Here is an 18,526-nt window from a genome sequence, read left to right as displayed (position 1 = left end):
AGTTAAGTGCCTAAAATCAGTATAATTGTACCGGTGTATAATACTGAAAAGTATTTAAAAAAATGTTTGGATTCTCTTATTAACCAAACCTTTAAAGATATTGAGATAATTACAGTCAATGATGGTTCTACAGATAGAAGTATTAAAATACTGGAAAATTATGCTAAAAAAGATGATAGAATCATTGTTTTAGATTTAGAAAATCAAGGACCATCAGGTGCAAGAAATTCAGGTATTCAAATTGCCAAAGGCAAATTTACTATGTTTGTTGATAGTGACGATTGGATGGATTATTCATCATGTGAAAAAGTATATAATCATGCGCAATTAAATAAAGCTGATACAGTACTATTTTGTTATATAAGTGAATCTTCATCGGGAAGTATTAAAAAAAAGTTTTTTCCGCAAAAAGAGATTATTTTTAATGAAGCAGAAGTTTATGATGAGTTATATTGTGGTGTTTTAGGATTAACTTCTGAAAAATTAAGGAATCCCAAGTTACTAGATACACTGGTATCAGTATGGGGGAAGTTGTATAGAACAGAGATTTTAAAAGATAATAATATATCCTATATAGACCTTAAATTGGTTCCATCTGAATGCCAATTGTTTAATTTACAATATTTAATAAACTCAAAAAAAGCAGTTTATATTGATGAATGTCTATATCATTATCGACGAAATAATATGACATCCTTTACTAAAGGCTATAGAGAAGGATTATTTAAAAAATGGTTATATTGGGGAGAGTACGTAAAAGATTTTCTTGATAACAATACTCAGACTCAAAAGGCGTATGATGCATATTATAGCCGAATTTGTTTTAGTATTATACCTCTTAGTGGTAATGCTTTAAAGCAAAATAACTTTAAAGATACATATAAAGAATTTAAAAAAATATTAAATAATGAAAGTTATAGGGAAGCTTATAGTAAGTTGGATTATTCCTATTTCCCATTACATTGGAATGTATACTTTAAATTTGCTAAATGGAAATTTGTTCCAGGTGTTTATTTAATGTCTAAAATTATGAGAATAATCATAGAAGCAAAAAAACGATAGAAAGGAGAAATTTAGATGAAAAGACATATTAAAAACCTTATCAGTGTAATTTTTTCGTTTTTAAAATTTTCAATAATAAAGCTTTTTCATGGAAAATGCTTTCGGTTTCATCTAATTGAAAGATTTTCACCGAATACGGAACTTGATATTGGTAAGAATTCGTTATTAGTTTTGAAAGAAGCGGTCAGAGCACATTCAGGTAGTAAATTTCGAGTGAGAAATGGAGCTAAATTAACGATAGGGAAAAACACAACCTTTGGATATAAATGTATGATTACCTGTCGTCATGAAATCTCAATAGGTGAGGGAACAGATTTTGGTCCAAATGTTTTAATATATGATCATGATCATGATTTTAAAGCAACGGGTGGATTGACAGCAGGGAAATATAAATATGGAAGTGTACAAATTGGAAATGAAGTTTGGGTGGGAGCAAATGTAATAATTTTAAAGGGAACAAAAATTGGGAATAATTGCGTAATTGCAGCAGGTAGTATTATTAGTGGTACATTCCCTGATAATACGATCATTATTCAAAAACGTGAAACTGAAGTTATAAAATATCGTAAAGAATAAGGGAGGGAACAAAATTATGAATAATGGAGATATTATTTATATAGGGAGTTATGAAATGCCTGACAAAAGCGCATCAGCCCATAGAGTACTAAATAATGCAAAAGTATTTCGTGAACTGGGTTATCGCGTTATTTTTATTGATGTGGACAGAAATAAAGAAAATAAAAAACCTTTCCATAAAAAAAATAATATTCAAGATTTTGATTGTTGGTCAATAGCGAGATATAAAACACCTTTAAATAAAATTAATTATTATTTTAATATAAAATATTTTAAACAAATAATAAAAGAGTGCAATAATATAAAGCTTATAATATGTTACAACTATCCATCAGGTGCATTTTTAAGGATTAAGAATTACTGTAAAAGACATAATATTAGACTTATAGCAGATTGTACGGAATGGTACGAGGCAAAGAATAAATTGGGAAACATAGATAATAATATTCGTATGAACTATATTCAAAAAAATATTGATGGCGTAATATGCATAAGTAGTTACCTAGAAAATTTTTATAAGAAATCTACTAAGACAATCTGTATTCCACCACTTGTAGATAAAACAGAAGAAAAATGGAATTGTGAAATGCTTGACTTTGATGATAATAAGATTCATTTTGTTTATTCGGGAGTTCCAGGTAGACATAAAGATAAACTAAATTTAATAATAGAAGCCTTATACAGCTTATCAGAGAATTATATATTACATATTATTGGTATAACTAAGGAGGAATATCTAAACTACTATCCAAAACACAGTAATTATTTAGAAAAATTAGGGGAAGTAGTTGAATTCTTAGGAAGAACTAGCCATTTAGATAGCTTAAAATATGTAAAATCAGCAGATTTTTCGGTATTCATTCGAGAAAATAAAAGAGTAAATAATGCCGGTTTTCCTACAAAATATATAGAAAGTATAAGTGCTGGAACGCCGGTAATTACTACAAATACAAGTGATTTGAAGAAATATATTGTTGAAGGAGAAAATGGATTTTTGATAAATGAATGTTCAAAAAAAGAAATAAAAAATACACTTGGAAAGGTTTTAAATATGAATAGGTGGGAGATAGAAGAAATGAAGAATTATTGCAGAAATAACAGCAATGACTTTGATTATAGAAATTATGTAAAAAGATATCAAAATTTTTTTAATAAAGTGGTGAAATAACATGAACATATATAGGTTAAGAAAAATATTTTTATTTATTCCAGATACAATTCAAAGAAAATTGAATCCTTTAAAATTTGCCAAAAGAAAAGGTGTCAATATTAAAGGCAATGTAAAGCTATATGGAAGACAAAATTGGGGAACGGAACCATGGATGATTACTTTAGGAAATAATGTTTATATTACAAATAATGTAAGTTTTTTGACACATGATGGCGGGACTTTGATTTTAAGGCAATATGTACCTGATTTAGAATTATCTAGTCCAATTGCAGTAGGAGATGATGTATATATTGGTATTAATTCGGTTATATTGCCAGGAGTGAGTATAGGAAATAATGTTATTGTTGCAGCTGGGTCAGTTGTTACTAGGGATATTCCAGATAATTCTGTTTATGGTGGTGTTCCAGCAAAATTTATAAAAACAGTTGATGAGTATTTCGAAAAAGCAAAGAAAAACTCCTTACATTTAGGACATTTATCTGCTATTGAAAAAGAAAAAGAATTAAAAAAATTATTTTCAAATCAGCTTTAGGGGAGTCAAATGAAAAAAGAAGTATACCCAAAAATATTAGTAGTAAATCTACAATCTATTTTTAAAAATAATGCTACAGGAATAACATTAAGAAACATTTTGAAATCTTGGCCAAAAGATAAACTAATGGAGATACATATTTTACCTGAAGAGGGGAAAAAATTACATAAATTTAAAGGAACAAAGACTGTTTGCACTCCTAAAATAACATTTCCTTTACGGGCATTATCAAATATGGCGATTTTTAAAAAGACTAATAGTGGATTAAAAAAAGATCAAGAGACTTCAAATACTAAAGTGATTAGAAGTGGTGCTTCGAGAAAAGAAAGTTTGAGACAATGTCTCTGCCTAGCAACTGATCTATCTAGCATGTATATTAGCAACTCCTTAAAAGAAGCAGTAGATAATTTTAATCCTGATGTAATATATACTCTAGGTGGAAGTGTATCAGTTATGAAATTATCGCAATATTTTTCAAAGCGTCAGAATATTAATATAGTCATGCATTCTATGGACAACTGGCAAGAAACATTACAGTGGAATAATAATAGATTTTTAAAACCATATAAAGCAATTTTAGATTGCTGGGTAAAAAAGACATATAAAAGCTCAGTAAGAGCACTTGCAATAAGCCCTAAAATGGCAGAAGTATACAGTCAAAGGTGGAATATTCCGCATTACATGATTATGAATTCTGTGGATGTAAACTCTATGTTTTGTGAAACTAAAGTATCCTCTGAGATCTTTTCTTTTGTTTATGCCGGTGGCTTACATCTAGAAAGATGGAAGTCATTGAAAGATATTAGTGAAGCGATAGAAATCGTTTCAACAAAACTTAATAAAAAAATTATTTTAAAAATATATACTGGAAAGCAAAATAAAGATCATTATAAAAAACATTTTAATCCTAACTTTGTGCAATTCTATGATTTTGTTCCGAACGAAGAGATTAAATCAGTATTCGATAAAGCAGATGTGCTTTTGCACACAGAACAGGACAATTCACAACTATATGGTTTCTTCAAGTATTCTATATCGACTAAAATACCAGAATATCTATCCTCAAATCGTCCTGTTTTATTTTATGGACCTCGAAAATTATATTTATACAAATACTTAGAGAATGAGCAAGCAGCGTATACAGCTTTCAATAAAGATGAATTAATATTAGCAGTAGAACGGTTTGTTCAAGACAATAAATTAAAAAATAATCTTGTAAAAAATGGGCGTATGCTTGCAATGAAAAATCATGATACAAAAGATACAGATAAAATTTTCTATAAATCTATAGTTGAATCTGTAAAAAAAAATTATTAGGTGGTAAATATGAATACAATTTCAAATAACAATAAACAATTCGACATACCAATAGTTTTATTTACCTTTAAGCGTTATAAGACTGTTTTGAGAATTTTAAAAAGAATAGAACCATTAAGACCTCAAAAATTATATATCATTTCTGATGGACCCCGTACAGAGGAAGAGAAGATTGAAATCGATAAAGCTAGAAAGATTATCGAAGAAGGAATTACTTGGAATTGTGAAATAATCCGTGATTATGCAGAAGAGAATGTAGGAATTTATAATCGAATTGGACTAGGAGCTAAATGGGTATTATCAAAAGAAGAACATGCTATTTTTTTAGAGGATGATAATTTACCTGAAGAAACATTTTTCCCATTTTGTAAAGAAATGCTTGAAAGATATAAAAATGATTCTCGTGTTTTATGGATATGTGGAACAAACTATTTAGAAAAATACCAACCACAAGACGGTTCAAGTTATGTATTTACAAAACATCTATTGCCTTGCGGATGGGCTTCTTGGAAAGGGAAATTCGAAAGTTATTATGATGGTGAACTTCAGTTACTGACTGACAAAGATATAGTAAAAAGAGTAAAAGATGAATATACCAATGTTTCTCTTTATCATCAGCAGATCAATAGTGCTTCCACTGAACTATATCGAAAAGAAAAAAATCAAAGGTTTTCTTCATGGGATTTTCAAATGGCTTTTTCAATTCGAGCACATAATGTACTAGGAATTTCTCCTTGTTATAACCAGATAAAAAATATAGGTGTAGATAACTTATCTACACACGGAGGAACTTCATTTTCAAACATTATGACAAGGCGATTTTGTGGAATAGAGTCTTTTCCATTGGCTTTTCCACTTAAGCACCCTAAAACAGTATTAACTGATTTGGAATATGAAAAAAAAGTAGACAAGATCATTTTATTTCCTAAAAGAATTAGAATAAAGTCAACTATTGCAAGGTTTATAAAAAGGATATGTGGAATAAATAAATATGAAAAGTTTAAGTCAAAATCTACAGAATTAAGGTAAGGTTATAATTATGAAAATAAAAGCGAATTTCTTTGAAAAAGTTAGAAGTATAGGATTTCTTTTAATAATTGTTACATTAATTTATAACAGTGGATATTTATTGATAACTACTTCGAAAAGTATAGGAACAATTTTAATGATACCTACATCAATTATATTAGGATGTATGTTGTTAAAGAAAGGCTTTAAAAAAAAATTAACTATAAAACATATAGCTTTTTTTTATTTTATAATTATATATGTTATGACTTTTACTATAAATGCAGAATTTTCAAGCTATAAGTTATATATAACTTATTTGCTTTATATTGTGATTGCTTTCTTTTTATCTCAAGTAATTTCATTTTCCAACTTTATAAATTACTATTTAAAAAGTGTAAAAGTTATTACTTTGATATCTTTAATAATGTTTTTTTTAATAAATGTATTAGGGATTAGTTTAAATTTTCCATTAATAGAAAATGTTAATGGAAGAATTTTTTATAATGCCTGGATATATTTTTATCCTCTATATACAGGTTATGCACGAAATCAAGCGTTATTTTGGGAACCTGGATTATTTTCTTCTATTTTAATTTTTGCGATTATATTTGAGCTTAAATTTAAAAGAGTTAAAACATCCTTAATAAATATTGCTATATTTATTTTAGGTCTTATATCAGCTCACTCAACAGCAGGAATTATATTATTAATTCCAATATTTGTATTATTTTTAGATAGAAAATACAAGAAGGGAAGAAATATAAAATCTATAGCTTTAGGGATATTAGTAATAATAATATTTTTGTTTTGCTATATAAATTATGAAAATATAATCTTAATGTTGATTTCTCAGAATGAAGAAGTATTTGGAAAACTACTGAATGATGGGTCACGAAAGACTTCCCGCATAGGCGCACCACTTATAAATTTAATAATATTTTCAAAACATCCAATCTTTGGTGTAGGATTTGGGGAAGCAACGATTCAATTTATAAAGCTAGCTCCTAATTATTTAGTTGACTCCCAAACTTCAACTTCAACTTTTATGATGGCAGCATTAGGAATTCCAGGTTTTTTATATACTATGTTCTGGATTTATGGAGTTTTGATACTAAAAAAAACAAACTTTCTATCAAAAATAACTTTAATTTTAATAATAATTTGCATACTAAATAAAGAACCACATCAAGGGATTTTAATTAGTTGGTGTATCCTTTTCTACTTACTAGAAGGCCCTAGAAAGAAATATTCTCAAAAAATTAGGTGTTAGAGTTCATTAAATAAATATTAAGGAGGAGAAAGTATAAAAAAAAAATTGAAAAATTTAATGAAAAAAAGTCATGATAGTCAATTAAAAAAAAATATTACAGGATCTTTTCTAATTAAAGGTCTAGGAATAATAGTTAGTATGTTTACTATGCCTGTTTATATGACTTTTTTTTCGGATCAAGTAATTTTAGGAGTTTGGTTTACCTTAATATCTATGCTTAATTGGATACTAAATTTTGATTTAGGAATAGGTAATGGATTAAGAAATCATTTGGTTATAGCATTATCTGAGAAAAGTGATAAAAAAATAAAACAATACATATCGTCAGCATATATTATTTTAGGTAGTTTATCAATAGGGATTATTATAATAGGATATTTATTTATTGGCTTTATCAACTGGAATATGATCTTAAATATTTCACCTGAAATACTGCCAAATGGGCTACTACTAAAAGTAGTAAGAATTCTATTTGTCGGTATTATTGCACAATTTTTTTTACGGTTGATTGTTTCAATTTTATATGCTATGCAAAAAACAGTTCTACCTAGCATTTTAGCGCTTATTTCATCTATATTATTATTATTATATATGAAAGGATATACAAGTGTTAATATAGAGCAGAGTCTAAACGATCTTGCGATAATTAATGTACTAACTATGAATGTTCCATTATTAGTAACTACAATAGCTTTATTTTTGACTAAATTAAAAAAATCAAAACCATCATTAAAATTTTATGTTAAAAATTATGCTCGGAATATAATGAAGTTAGGAGGAGAATTTTTCTTCATTCAAATAATGTCTTTAGTAATGGTTTCAACCAATTTAATGTTAATAACTTGGTTATATGATCCTAAATATGTAGTTGAGTACCAGGTTTATTTTAAATTGTTCAATTTATTTGTTGTGTTATTTTCGTTAATTGTCAATCCAATATGGTCAGCTGTATCAAAGGCTTATGTTGAAAAAAATTATACTTGGATAAAGAAAATATACAATTATTTAAACATATTATCTATAGTAGCAACTTTAGCTTGTTTTTTCTTAATTTTTTTCTTGCAATATATAGTAAGTTTATGGTTAGGAGAAAATTCAATAATTATTAACTATAGTTATGCATTTTATTTTGCTGTAAATAGTAGTCTAATAATTTATACTCTTGCAATCACAAGCATAGCTAATGGAATTGGTAGCTTGAAACCGCAGATTTATTGTAATGTAATAATGGCAACGATGAAATTTCCATTAGCGTACATTCTATCATTTGTAGTTGGTGGATGGGGATCAATTATTTTAACAAATATAATTTTGATGACACCTTGTGTCATTTTTCAATCAATTATGATAAATAAAACTTTAAAAAATAAAAAAATAATTTTAATAGGGAAAGGTGATTTATAAATGTTTAAAGAAAAAATATTATTAATAACAGGTGGAACAGGTTCGTTTGGAAATGCAGTACTAAGAAGATTTTTACACACAGATATAAAGGAAATTAGAATTTTTTCTAGAGATGAGAAAAAGCAAGATGATATGAGAAAAGTATATAATAATTCTAAATTAAAGTTCTATATAGGAGATGTTAGAGATAAAAATTCTATTACTGATGCTATGAGAGGAGTTAACTATGTTTTCCATGCAGCAGCATTGAAGCAGGTGCCTTCTTGTGAGTTTTTCCCTATGCAGGCAGTACAAACAAATGTATTGGGAACTGAAAATGTATTAAATACAGCTATAAATGCTGAAGTAGAGAGAGTAATATGCCTTAGTACAGATAAGGCAGCCTATCCAATCAATGCAATGGGAATATCTAAGGCTATGATGGAAAAAGTGGCAATAGCTAAAGCTAGAACATTGAGTGAAGGAAATACAACTATCTGTGTTACCAGATATGGAAATGTAATGGCTTCTAGAGGTTCTGTAATCCCATTATTTATAGATCAAATAAAACATGATATCCCACTTACATTAACTGATCCTAAGATGACTAGGTTTATGATGAGTTTAGACCAGGCTGTAGAATTAGTTTTATTTGCGTTTACCCATGGAAACAATGGAGATTTATTTATACAGAAATCTCCAGCTTCAACTGTAGAAAACTTAGCAGTAGCTTTAAAAAATATGTTAGGTAAACCGGAGCATGAGATAGGTGTTATAGGAACAAGACACGGAGAAAAATTATATGAAGCTCTTATGACTAAGGAAGAGAGCGCTAAGAGTATAGATATGGGTGGATATTTCAGAATACCTGCTGATAATAGAGATTTAAACTATGGAAAATATTTTAAAGATGGGGAAAAAATATTAACAGAAGCGGAGGAATACCATTCTCATAATACACATAGGTTAGATGAGAAAGAGATGAGAAATATGTTAATAGGTCTTCATGAAATACAAGGTGAATTGAGGGAATTTGGAGTAAAATAAAGCTGTAAAAAGCTTAATCACAAAGAAAAGAATAAAAGATTAGAATAAGAAATTTTGACACAGATAACACAGATTAAAAAAAATTAGCACAGATTTCTATTTGAGGTGATTTATATGTTTTATGAAAAAGATTTAACTTATAAAATTATAGGAATAGCTATGGAAGTTTACAATGAGTTAGGTTATGGATTTCTAGAAAAAGTATATGAGAAATCTTTATTAATAGCTTTTAAAGAAAATAATTTAGAAGTTAAAAATCAGTTTCCTATAGATGTGTATTATCACAATAAAAAAGTAGGAGAATATATAGCTGACCTTATAATTGAAGAAAAAGTTATAGTAGAACTAAAATCAATAGAAAAATTAAATAAAGTGCATAATGCACAACTATTAAATTATCTAAAAGCAACTAATAAAAAAATAGGTTTACTGATCAATTTTTCATCTAAAGGACTAGAGTATAAAAGAATAATAAATTAATCTGTGGAAATTAGGATTTTAAATCCATAAGATCTGTGTCAAATGTTTTGAATTTTGTTAGTTAAACCATAAACTAAAAAGTAGGTGGAGAATGAATAAAGGAATTAAGATATTAGTTACTGGGTCAAAGGGATTTATTGGGAAAAATCTGGTAGCGGAACTTAGAAATAGAGGGTATGAAAATATATTTGAAGTGGATATAGATACGAGTAAGGAGTTATTGAATGTATATTCAAAAGAATGTGAGTTTGTATTTCATCTAGCAGGTGTAAACAGACCTAAAGATGAGAAAGAATTTATGGAAGGAAATTTTGGATTTACCTCTGAATTACTGGATTTATTAAAAAAACACAATAATAATTCCCCTGTACTTATTACCTCATCTATTCAGGCAGAAAGAGACAATGCCTATGGGAAGAGCAAGAAAGCAGGAGAAGACCTAATCTTTAACCATGCTAAAGAGATGGATACAAAGGCTATTGTTTACAGGTTGCCAAATGTATTTGGAAAGTGGAGCAGGCCAAACTACAATACAGTGGTAGCTACATATTGCCATAATATAGCCAGAAATTTAGAGATACAGGTAAATGCTCCCGATGCACAATTAAATTTGGTGTATATAGATGATGTAGTGGAAGAATTTATAGGTGCTTTAGAAGGAATAGGTACTCAAAACAATGAATTTTATCAAATACCTATAGTACACTCTATAAAATTAGGAGAACTAGCAGATCTTATAAGAAGTTTTAAGGCGAGCAGAAAAGATCTATCGGTAATAAATATGTCAGACGTGTTAACCAAGAAGATGTACAGTACTTATCTTAGTTTTTTACCTGAAGATGATTTTTCATATTTTTTAAAGATGAATGTAGATAATAGGGGATCATTTACAGAATTTCTCCGAACTCCGGACAGGGGGCAGGTATCTGTAAATATATCAAAACCAGGAATAACCAAAGGAAATCATTGGCATCATACTAAAAATGAAAAGTTTTTAGTGGTAAGTGGTGATGGACTCATTAGATTCAGAAAGATGGATGAATCAGAAATAATAGAATATAAGGTAAGTGGAGAAAAACTAGAGGTAGTGGATATACCTATTGGTTATACACATTCAATAGTAAATACAGGGTCTCAAGATATGGTAACTGTCATGTGGGTAAATGAATGTTTTGATCCAAATAAACCAGATACATATTTTTTAGAAGTATAAAATAAATAGAACGCTTTTTTAGTCACGAATGACACTAATAATCACGAATAAAGGAGTTAGCTTGTTATGATTGATATTTTGTATAAAGAATTATCATATAGAATAATAGGTTTGGCAATGGAAGTACATAGAGAATTGGGTTATGGTTTTTTAGAAAAAGTATATGAAAATGCTTTAGTAATATTATTAAAGGAAAATAATATAAAAATAGAGCAACAAAAACAAATAATAATTGAATTTCATAAAAAAGAAATAGGAAATTATATTTCTGATTTATTAATTGAAGATAAAATTATTGTAGAACTTAAAGTTGCAACTCAAATAAAAGAAGTTCACAAGGCACAAGTGGCAAATTATTTAAAAGCTACTAATAAAAAGTTAGGGATTATACTTAATTTTGGAAAAGAAAAACTTAAATTTGAAAGAGTAGTGATGTAACTAATAAATTAGTGTTAATATGTGTAATTCGTGACAAAGAGTTATTTTGTGGAGGTAGAGAGTGAAAAAACTTAAAGTAATGACAGTGGTAGGGACTAGACCTGAGATAATCAGATTATCAGCTGTTATAAATAAATTGGAAGAATCAGAAGCTATAGATCATATAATAGTCCATACAGGGCAAAATTATGACTATGAATTAAATGAGGTATTTTTTAAAGACTTTAATCTAAGAAAACCAGATTATTTCTTAAATGCAGCTACAGGAACGGCTATAGAGACTGTAGGAAATATCTTAATTAAGGTAGATCCTATAATGGAAGAGGTAAAACCAGATGCATTCTTGGTATTAGGGGATACAAACTCTTGCCTTTGTGCAATTGCAGCGAAGAAAAGAAAAATTCCTATCTTCCATATGGAGGCAGGAAATAGATGTTTTGACCAAAGGGTACCTGAAGAAACAAATAGGAAAATAGTAGATCATATTTCAGATATAAATATGACTTATAGTGACATAGCCAGAGAATATCTTTTAAGAGAAGGATTATCAGCAGACAGGATAATCAAAACTGGAAGTCCGATGTTTGAAGTAGTTAATTCTAGATTACAAGATATAGAAAATTCAGATGTATTGGAAAGATTAGAATTAGAAGAGGGGAAATACTTTGTAGTATCAGCTCACAGAGAAGAAAATATCAGTTCCGATGAAAATTTCATGAATCTAGTAGATACTTTAAATGAAGTAGCAGAAAAATATCAAATGCCGGTAATTGTATCTACACACCCAAGAACAAGAAATAAGATCAATGAAAAAGGGATTAAATTTAATTCTTTAGTATCTCTAATGAAACCGCTGGGATTCAATGATTACGTCAAACTTCAAACAAAAGCTAAGGCAGTATTAAGTGACAGCGGAACAATAAGTGAAGAATCTTCTATCCTAAAATTCCCTGCATTAAATATTAGACAAGCCCATGAAAGACCAGAAGCTATGGAAGAAGCAAGTGTAATGATGGTAGGATTGGAAAAAGAAAGAATTATGCAAGGGCTGGAAATATTGGAAACTCAAGAAAAAGATACATTGAGACAAGTAGCGGATTACAGTATGCCAAATGTATCTGACAAGGTATTGAGAATAATTTTATCTTATACTGATTATATAAATAGAGTAGTGTGGAAAAAATAATTTTTTAATTTAAGATAAAAAGGATATCTAAAAAGATGTCCTTTTTATTAAGTTTAAAATGAAAAACAGAAGGAGATGAAATGAAAACTTACATAGTAACGGGAGCCTCAGGCTTCATAGGCTCAAAATAATATAGTTGCTAGTAAAAAGTAAAAAGTTAAAAGTAAAAATGTCAATTGGTAATTATAAATTTTTAACTAATAAAATATAGGAGGAAAGAATAGTGAAAACATATCTAATAACAGGGGGAGCAGGTTTCATTGGTTCACATCTAACAGAAAAGTTGTTAGCAGAAGGAAATATAGTAATAAACATCGATAATTTTAATGACTACTACGATTTGACAATCAAAATAGAAAATACTTTGGAGAGCACAGGTAATGTACAATGTACAATTGACAATGTACAATTAAAAAAAGAAGAAAGGTTAAAAAAATTAAAAAAAACGGTTGATTCAGAAAATTATACCCTTGAGGTTGTGGATATCAGAGATCTTGAATCTCTTGAGAGAATCTTCTCTGAAAATAAGATAGACACTGTGGTTCACCTAGCTGCTAGAGCAGGGGTAAGACCTTCTATTGAAGATCCTATTCTTTATCAAGAAGTAAATGGAAGAGGAACTCAAAATATATTGGAATGCTGCAGAAAGTTTGGGGTTAAAAATATAGTTGCGGCTTCCAGCTCATCTGTATATGGAAATAACAAGGTAGTTCCATTTAAGGAAACAGATGTGGTGGACTATGCTATTTCTCCATATGCAGCTACTAAAAAATCCAATGAAGTTATGGGACATGTATATCATTCCCTTTATAAGATGAATATGGCATTTTTAAGATTCTTTACAGTATATGGTCCAAGACAGAGACCGGATTTAGCCATCAATAAATTTACGAGGTTGATTTTATCGGAAGAATCAATACCAGTTTATGGGGATGGAAGTACTTCTAGAGACTATACATATGTATCTGATATTGTGAATGGAATATGTAAATCTATAGCTTATGTAGAGAACAATGAGAGTGTATATGAGATATTTAACATAGGTAGTAACAGCCCAGTATCGCTAGCAGAGATGATAGAGACAATTGAAAAAGTATTAGATAAAAAAGCTATTATCAACAGAATGCCTATGCAACCTGGAGATGTAGATAGAACCTATGCAGATGTAACTAAACTTAAAGAGATGACAGGATACAATCCTACGTTGACTTTTGAAGAGGGGATAGAGAAATTTGTAGAATGGTATAAGGGGAAATAAAATCTGGACGCAGACTTTGAACGACTTAAAAAAAGAAGACTAAACTATGACTGAATATGTATATTGTAATCTGACCTAAAAAATAATCATATGTATAAAATCTTAAATTCATATAAGATTAAAAGTCAGATTAAAGTCATCTTTCAAAAAGTCATGCCAAATTCAGCGTCAAAAAATTAGACACAGACTTTAAACGACTTAAAAAAGAGGACTAAAATATGACTGAATATCTATATAAGAGTTTAACTGAAAAAATAATAAAATGTTTTTATAAAGTACATGATGAATTGGGTTATGGATTCCTTGAAAGTGTTTACGAAAATGCTTTAATTGTAGAATTGAAAAACATGAGATTAAAAGTTGAAAGTCAAAAAGAAATAGAAGTTTTCTATAAAGAAGTTTTAGTAGGTAAATACAGAAGTGATATTATAGTTGAAGATAAAGTTATTATAGAGTTAAAAGCTATTTCTCAATTAACAAAATCACATGAAGTACAATTAGTTAATTATCTTAAAGCAACTAATATAGAAATTGGATTATTAGTGAATTTTGGAGAAAAGCTAACTTTTAAGAGAAAGATATTTAGAAATAAAAATTAAATATTAGACGCAGACTTTTATAGACTTAAAAAAAGAGGACTATTGTAATGACTTAAATAAAAAAATAGGTTTTGTCATTATTAAAAAGTCAGATTTTAGTCAGCATCAAAAAATTATGATTTAAGAATGAGGCTATTAGCCTTTTTCTTTTTCAAAATTTCAAAAATAAAATATAAGATGTGGATTTTATTGGGTTTTAAAAGTTGGGATTTAGTCTACGTCAAAAGGAGTTTTTTATGAAAATAACAATAGCGGGTACTGGTTATGTTGGTTTATCAAATGCAGTACTTTTAGCACAAAATAATGAAGTAATTGCTTTAGATGTCATTGAAGAAAAAGTTAATATGATAAATAACAAGATATCACCTATAGTAGATGATTATATCTCAGATTATTTAACTAATAAGGAATTAAATTTAAAGGCAACCTTAGATAGAAAAGAGGCATATGAAGGAGCAGAATATGTAATCATTGCCACTCCTACAAACTATGATGAGGTAAACAACTTCTTCGATACCAGCTTAGTTGAGGTAGTAATAAAAGATGTGTTGGAAATAAATCCTAATGCTACTATGGTAATTAAGTCTACAGTGCCTGTAGGATATACTAAGAGTATTAAAGAAAAATTTGGTATAGAGAATATCATCTTCTCACCTGAATTTTTAAGGGAAGGAAAAGCACTCTATGACAACCTTCACCCTTCACGGATAATAGTTGGTGAAGATAGTGAAAGAGCAAGAATCTTTGCGGATCTTTTAGCAGAGGGGGCTATTAAAGAGGATATACCTATCTTATTTACAGAATCCACCGAGGCAGAAGGGGTGAAGTTATTTTCCAATACCTATCTTGCTCTGAGGGTAGCATACTTCAATGAACTGGACAGCTATGCAGAGGTGCATGGACTAGATACTAAGCAGATCATAGAGGGAGTGGGACTGGATCCGAGAATTGGAAACCACTACAACAACCCTTCATTTGGATATGGTGGATATTGCCTTCCTAAAGATACCAAGCAGCTTAGAGCAAACTATGAAAGTGTACCGAATAATATAATCCAGGCAATAGTAGATTCTAACACAACAAGAAAGGATCATGTTGCTAGGAAAATCTTAAAAAGAAACCCAAAGGTAGTGGGAATCTACAGACTTACCATGAAGATGGATTCGGATAACTTCCGAGCCTCAGCGGTACAGGGAATCATGAAGAGACTAAAAGCTAAGGGAGTAGAGGTAGTGATCTATGAGCCGGTATTGAAGGAAGATAGTTTCTTTAATTCTAAAGTTATCAGAGACTTAGATGAATTTAAAGATATGGCTGATGTCATTGTGACAAATCGTCTTTGTGACAAATTAAAAGATGTTGAACACAAGATATACACACGTGATCTTTTTGCAAGAGACTAAATGATATTTTAGCCGCGAATTACGCTAATAACGCGAATAAAAAATAAAAACCTTCTTTAATATTAGGATGAAACCTTACTTTAAAGAGGGTTTTCTTTATGAAGAGGTTAATATAAAGGTATAGATATTAATAGTTCCAAAGAAAAAACACGATGAAAGAATAAAAATTAGCCGCGAATTACGCGGATTACCGCTAATAAAACATAGAGATAAAAAATGTTTATATATGGAGTTAAAGTCAGTGACAATAATTTAAACTACAAAAATTAAGAAAGAAAATAAAAGATAAAGAGCAAAACTTAGCCGCGAATTACGCGGATGATCGCTAATAAAAGATAAATTAGGTTCTAATCAAAAAAAAGAAAAAACTTCTGTGCTGTAGACTGCTTTAATAATCTTGTATATAATTCGTGACAAAAATAAGGTTTTCTCAGTGCACTCTGTGTCTCTGCGTTGAGAAATTTTAATTAGCGGCTAAGTATTTTGATTTATGGAGGTCTGATATTATGAGTATTTTATTATATAAAGATTTAAGTTATCAAGTAGTGGGGTTGGCAATGAAAGTTCATAGAGATTTAGGTACAGGATTCTTAGAAAAAGTATATGAAAACGCTTTAATGATTCTCTTTGAAAAAAATAAAATCAATGCAGAGCAACAAAAATATCTTGAAATTTTATACTATGAAAAAAATATAGGCGATTATGTTGCTGATATAGTAGTTGAAAATAGTATAATTTTAGAGTTAAAAACTGTAGAAAAGATAACTGGTATACATATAGCTCAGACTATGAATTATTTAAAAATAACAGGGATGAAATTAGGTATTATTCTTAATTTCAAAAATGAAAAATTAGAATACAGAAGGGTAGTGTTGGAGAATAATTGATAAAAGAGTAAAAACTAGCCGCGAATTACGCTAATGACACGAATAAATAGATAAATAAGGTTCTAACCAAAAAGAAAAAAACTCCTATGATAAGCAGTAAAAGATATTATTGGCGTAATTAGCGGCAAAAGAAAAAAGATTCTCTTTGAGTATGAAAAAAATGAATACTCGTATATCCTTAGCGATAATTCGCGTAATTAGCGGTAAAAAGAAAAAAAGCTTTTGAATTTATAAATCTGGGAAAATCCGTGTAATCTGCGACAAAGAAAAGACTTCTGTGTTGTAGCAGTAAAAGCTTTAAAAATTAGTGTGAATTGGTGGCAAAGAAAGATCTATAAAAAATATAAAATTAATCCAAAGGAGAACGAATATGAAAAAAATTACAAAAGCAGTTATACCGGCAGCGGGATTAGGTACCAGGGTACTCCCTGCTACAAAGGCACAACCTAAGGAGATGCTTACCATTGTAGACAGGCCATCGTTACAGTATATAGTGGAAGAATTAGTGGAATCTGGAATAACAGATATCGTTATAGTAACAGGGAGAAATAAAAATTCCATAGAAGATCACTTCGATTACTCCTTCGAGGTAGAAACAACTCTGGCGGAGAAGGGTAAGTCAGAACTATTGGATAAGATAAATCATATCTCCAGTATGGCAAATATCTTCTATGTGAGACAGAATAAGCCACTGGGACTGGGTCATGCTATCTTGAAGGCAAAGCCATTCATAGGAGATGAACCTTTTGTAATAGCCCTGGGTGACGATATTATGTACAACGAGGAAAAACCAGTAACCAAGCAGCTCATTGAAAACTATGAAAGATACGGTAACAGTGTTATAGGCGTTCAGGAAGTAGCAGATGGTGATGTATCCAAATACGGGATAGTAAAACCGATTAAGAGCTTGGATGAAGATACTGTCTTGATGTCAGATTTCATAGAAAAACCAAGATTAGAAGATGCACCGTCTAAAATGGCCTGTTTAGGAAGATACTTGTTGACCAGTGATATATTTGCTCACCTGGAAAAACAAGGTGCAGGTGTAGGTGGTGAGATACAGCTTACAGATTCTATCCTGGCTATGATAAAAGACGGGAAAGATGTAGGAGCGTATAAATTTAAGGGGAAAAGATATGACATAGGAAGTAAATTGGGGCTGCTGAAAGCCAATATAGAGTTTGGGATGAGGAATAAGGAAACCTCTCAAGGACTGAGAGAATATCTTAAGGAAGTGTACAATAAAAGCTAAGAAACTAAAACTCTTGGACACGAAGATCACGAAGAAAAAAAGGAAAGTAAGATCTCAAAGGGTAAATAAAACTTAGTGAATTTTTAATAAATTGGATTTTAGGAAAAATGAATATAAAAATCTATAGTCATAAACTATAAAGATCAAGAACCTTGGATATGGGAAAAAAGCAATAAAAGTTCATAAAGAGGTGATTTAGATGATGGATCAAAAAGTTGAACAACTGTCTTATAGAGTAATTGGATTAGCTATTAAGGTACATAAAGAATTAGGTCCTGGGTTATTAGAATCTACTTATGAAAGATGTTTGTGTTACCTAGATTGTCAAATTAAATGCAACACCTGGTTCTCCCCAGAATTCTTCATGGGGAGTTTTCCATCCTAAACATTTCCTTGGTCTATTATTTATTTTTTGTACTGCTATATTTACCTCTTCTTTTG

18 protein-coding genes and 2 pseudogenes are annotated in these 18,526 nt (G+C 29.5%); 19 read left to right on the top strand and 1 reads right to left on the bottom strand.

Annotation, left to right across the window (positions count from 1 at the left end; translation table 11 throughout):
* Positions 1–6: 6 nt before the first annotated feature.
* The 19 genes and pseudogenes from DYH56_RS13650 to DYH56_RS16480 all read left to right on the top strand — a co-directional run.
* On the top strand, positions 7–1,062 hold the full coding sequence (locus DYH56_RS13650) for a glycosyltransferase family 2 protein (protein ID WP_114643432.1): 1,056 nt from the start codon (positions 7–9) through the stop codon (positions 1,060–1,062).
* A gap of 15 nt (positions 1,063–1,077) precedes the next feature.
* Complete coding sequence (locus tag DYH56_RS13645) at positions 1,078–1,638, top strand: acyltransferase (RefSeq protein ID WP_114643431.1); 561 nt, start codon at positions 1,078–1,080, stop codon at positions 1,636–1,638.
* A gap of 16 nt (positions 1,639–1,654) precedes the next feature.
* Complete coding sequence (locus DYH56_RS13640; protein ID WP_114643430.1) at positions 1,655–2,806, top strand: glycosyltransferase; 1,152 nt, start codon at positions 1,655–1,657, stop codon at positions 2,804–2,806.
* Between the two features lies 1 nt (position 2,807).
* Positions 2,808–3,341: an acyltransferase gene (locus tag DYH56_RS13635; RefSeq protein ID WP_114643429.1), complete on the top strand. Its 534-nt coding sequence runs from the start codon at positions 2,808–2,810 to the stop codon at positions 3,339–3,341.
* 9 nt (positions 3,342–3,350) lie between these two features.
* A complete protein-coding gene (locus tag DYH56_RS13630) occupies positions 3,351–4,658 on the top strand; it encodes a glycosyltransferase family protein (protein ID WP_114643428.1) in 1,308 nt (435 codons plus the stop codon).
* Positions 4,659–4,667: 9 nt separating this feature from the next.
* Entirely contained in the window at positions 4,668–5,687 is a 1,020-nt protein-coding gene (locus DYH56_RS13625; RefSeq protein WP_114643427.1) for a glycosyltransferase family 2 protein, read from the top strand.
* 10 nt (positions 5,688–5,697) lie between these two features.
* Positions 5,698–6,939 carry an O-antigen ligase family protein gene (locus DYH56_RS13620; protein WP_114643426.1) on the top strand — a complete coding sequence of 414 codons (1,242 nt, stop codon included), beginning with the start codon at positions 5,698–5,700 and terminating at the stop codon, positions 6,937–6,939.
* 57 nt (positions 6,940–6,996) lie between these two features.
* Positions 6,997–8,343, top strand: coding sequence for a lipopolysaccharide biosynthesis protein (locus DYH56_RS13615; RefSeq protein ID WP_114643425.1), 1,347 nt, complete (start codon positions 6,997–6,999; stop codon positions 8,341–8,343).
* Entirely contained in the window at positions 8,344–9,369 is a 1,026-nt protein-coding gene (locus DYH56_RS13610; protein WP_114643424.1) for a polysaccharide biosynthesis protein, read from the top strand.
* A 114-nt stretch (positions 9,370–9,483) separates the two neighbouring features.
* Entirely contained in the window at positions 9,484–9,849 is a 366-nt protein-coding gene (locus DYH56_RS13605; protein WP_114643423.1) for a GxxExxY protein, read from the top strand.
* 91 nt (positions 9,850–9,940) lie between these two features.
* A complete protein-coding gene (locus tag DYH56_RS13600) occupies positions 9,941–11,062 on the top strand; it encodes a polysaccharide biosynthesis C-terminal domain-containing protein (RefSeq protein WP_199533035.1) in 1,122 nt (373 codons plus the stop codon).
* Between the two features lie 66 nt (positions 11,063–11,128).
* On the top strand, positions 11,129–11,500 hold the full coding sequence (locus DYH56_RS13595) for a GxxExxY protein (protein WP_202922735.1): 372 nt from the start codon (positions 11,129–11,131) through the stop codon (positions 11,498–11,500).
* 61 nt (positions 11,501–11,561) lie between these two features.
* Positions 11,562–12,686, top strand: a complete 1,125-nt coding sequence (wecB, locus tag DYH56_RS13590) for a non-hydrolyzing UDP-N-acetylglucosamine 2-epimerase (RefSeq protein ID WP_114643422.1) — start codon at positions 11,562–11,564, stop codon at positions 12,684–12,686.
* Between the two features lie 223 nt (positions 12,687–12,909).
* On the top strand, positions 12,910–13,944 hold the full coding sequence (locus DYH56_RS13585) for a GDP-mannose 4,6-dehydratase (RefSeq protein ID WP_114643421.1): 1,035 nt from the start codon (positions 12,910–12,912) through the stop codon (positions 13,942–13,944).
* Between the two features lie 218 nt (positions 13,945–14,162).
* On the top strand, positions 14,163–14,543 hold the full coding sequence (locus DYH56_RS13580; protein WP_114643420.1) for a GxxExxY protein: 381 nt from the start codon (positions 14,163–14,165) through the stop codon (positions 14,541–14,543).
* Positions 14,544–14,779: 236 nt separating this feature from the next.
* Positions 14,780–15,946 carry a nucleotide sugar dehydrogenase gene (locus DYH56_RS13575; RefSeq protein ID WP_114643419.1) on the top strand — a complete coding sequence of 389 codons (1,167 nt, stop codon included), beginning with the start codon at positions 14,780–14,782 and terminating at the stop codon, positions 15,944–15,946.
* A 506-nt stretch (positions 15,947–16,452) separates the two neighbouring features.
* Positions 16,453–16,833, top strand: a complete 381-nt coding sequence (locus DYH56_RS13570) for a GxxExxY protein (RefSeq protein ID WP_199533034.1) — start codon at positions 16,453–16,455, stop codon at positions 16,831–16,833.
* Positions 16,834–17,203: 370 nt separating this feature from the next.
* Complete coding sequence (gene galU / locus DYH56_RS13565; RefSeq protein ID WP_114643418.1) at positions 17,204–18,085, top strand: UTP--glucose-1-phosphate uridylyltransferase GalU; 882 nt, start codon at positions 17,204–17,206, stop codon at positions 18,083–18,085.
* Between the two features lie 199 nt (positions 18,086–18,284).
* Positions 18,285–18,389 (top strand): annotated as a pseudogene (locus tag DYH56_RS16480) (GxxExxY protein); the annotation flags it as partial.
* 12 nt (positions 18,390–18,401) lie between these two features.
* Here the strand turns inward: DYH56_RS16480 and DYH56_RS16515 are convergent.
* A pseudogene (locus DYH56_RS16515) lies at positions 18,402–18,526 on the bottom strand (IS30 family transposase); the annotation flags it as partial.

The sequence above is a fragment of the Psychrilyobacter piezotolerans genome, from assembly GCF_003391055.1.
Taxonomy (GTDB): Bacteria; Fusobacteriota; Fusobacteriia; order Fusobacteriales; family Fusobacteriaceae; genus Psychrilyobacter; species Psychrilyobacter piezotolerans.
The sequence above is the reverse complement of the archived record's forward strand: the minus strand, read 5'-3'. Positions and strand labels throughout refer to the sequence as shown.

What these genes read in the sequence shown, in the direction of transcription:
- DYH56_RS13640 (WP_114643430.1), top strand. Translation starts at nt 1,655, where the DNA reads ATGAATAATGGAGATATTATTTATATAGGGAGTTATGAAATGCCTGAC.
- DYH56_RS13575 (WP_114643419.1), top strand. Translation starts at nt 14,780, where the DNA reads ATGAAAATAACAATAGCGGGTACTGGTTATGTTGGTTTATCAAATGCA.
- DYH56_RS13620 (WP_114643426.1), top strand. Translation starts at nt 5,698, where the DNA reads ATGAAAATAAAAGCGAATTTCTTTGAAAAAGTTAGAAGTATAGGATTT.
- DYH56_RS13630 (WP_114643428.1), top strand. Translation starts at nt 3,351, where the DNA reads ATGAAAAAAGAAGTATACCCAAAAATATTAGTAGTAAATCTACAATCT.
- DYH56_RS13595 (WP_202922735.1), top strand. Translation starts at nt 11,129, where the DNA reads ATGATTGATATTTTGTATAAAGAATTATCATATAGAATAATAGGTTTG.
- DYH56_RS13610 (WP_114643424.1), top strand. Translation starts at nt 8,344, where the DNA reads ATGTTTAAAGAAAAAATATTATTAATAACAGGTGGAACAGGTTCGTTT.
- DYH56_RS13635 (WP_114643429.1), top strand. Translation starts at nt 2,808, where the DNA reads ATGAACATATATAGGTTAAGAAAAATATTTTTATTTATTCCAGATACA.
- DYH56_RS13605 (WP_114643423.1), top strand. Translation starts at nt 9,484, where the DNA reads ATGTTTTATGAAAAAGATTTAACTTATAAAATTATAGGAATAGCTATG.
- DYH56_RS13645 (WP_114643431.1), top strand. Translation starts at nt 1,078, where the DNA reads ATGAAAAGACATATTAAAAACCTTATCAGTGTAATTTTTTCGTTTTTA.
- galU (WP_114643418.1), top strand. Translation starts at nt 17,204, where the DNA reads ATGAAAAAAATTACAAAAGCAGTTATACCGGCAGCGGGATTAGGTACC.
- DYH56_RS13580 (WP_114643420.1), top strand. Translation starts at nt 14,163, where the DNA reads ATGACTGAATATCTATATAAGAGTTTAACTGAAAAAATAATAAAATGT.
- DYH56_RS13600 (WP_199533035.1), top strand. Translation starts at nt 9,941, where the DNA reads ATGAATAAAGGAATTAAGATATTAGTTACTGGGTCAAAGGGATTTATT.
- DYH56_RS13625 (WP_114643427.1), top strand. Translation starts at nt 4,668, where the DNA reads ATGAATACAATTTCAAATAACAATAAACAATTCGACATACCAATAGTT.
- DYH56_RS13615 (WP_114643425.1), top strand. Translation starts at nt 6,997, where the DNA reads ATGAAAAAAAGTCATGATAGTCAATTAAAAAAAAATATTACAGGATCT.
- DYH56_RS13570 (WP_199533034.1), top strand. Translation starts at nt 16,453, where the DNA reads ATGAGTATTTTATTATATAAAGATTTAAGTTATCAAGTAGTGGGGTTG.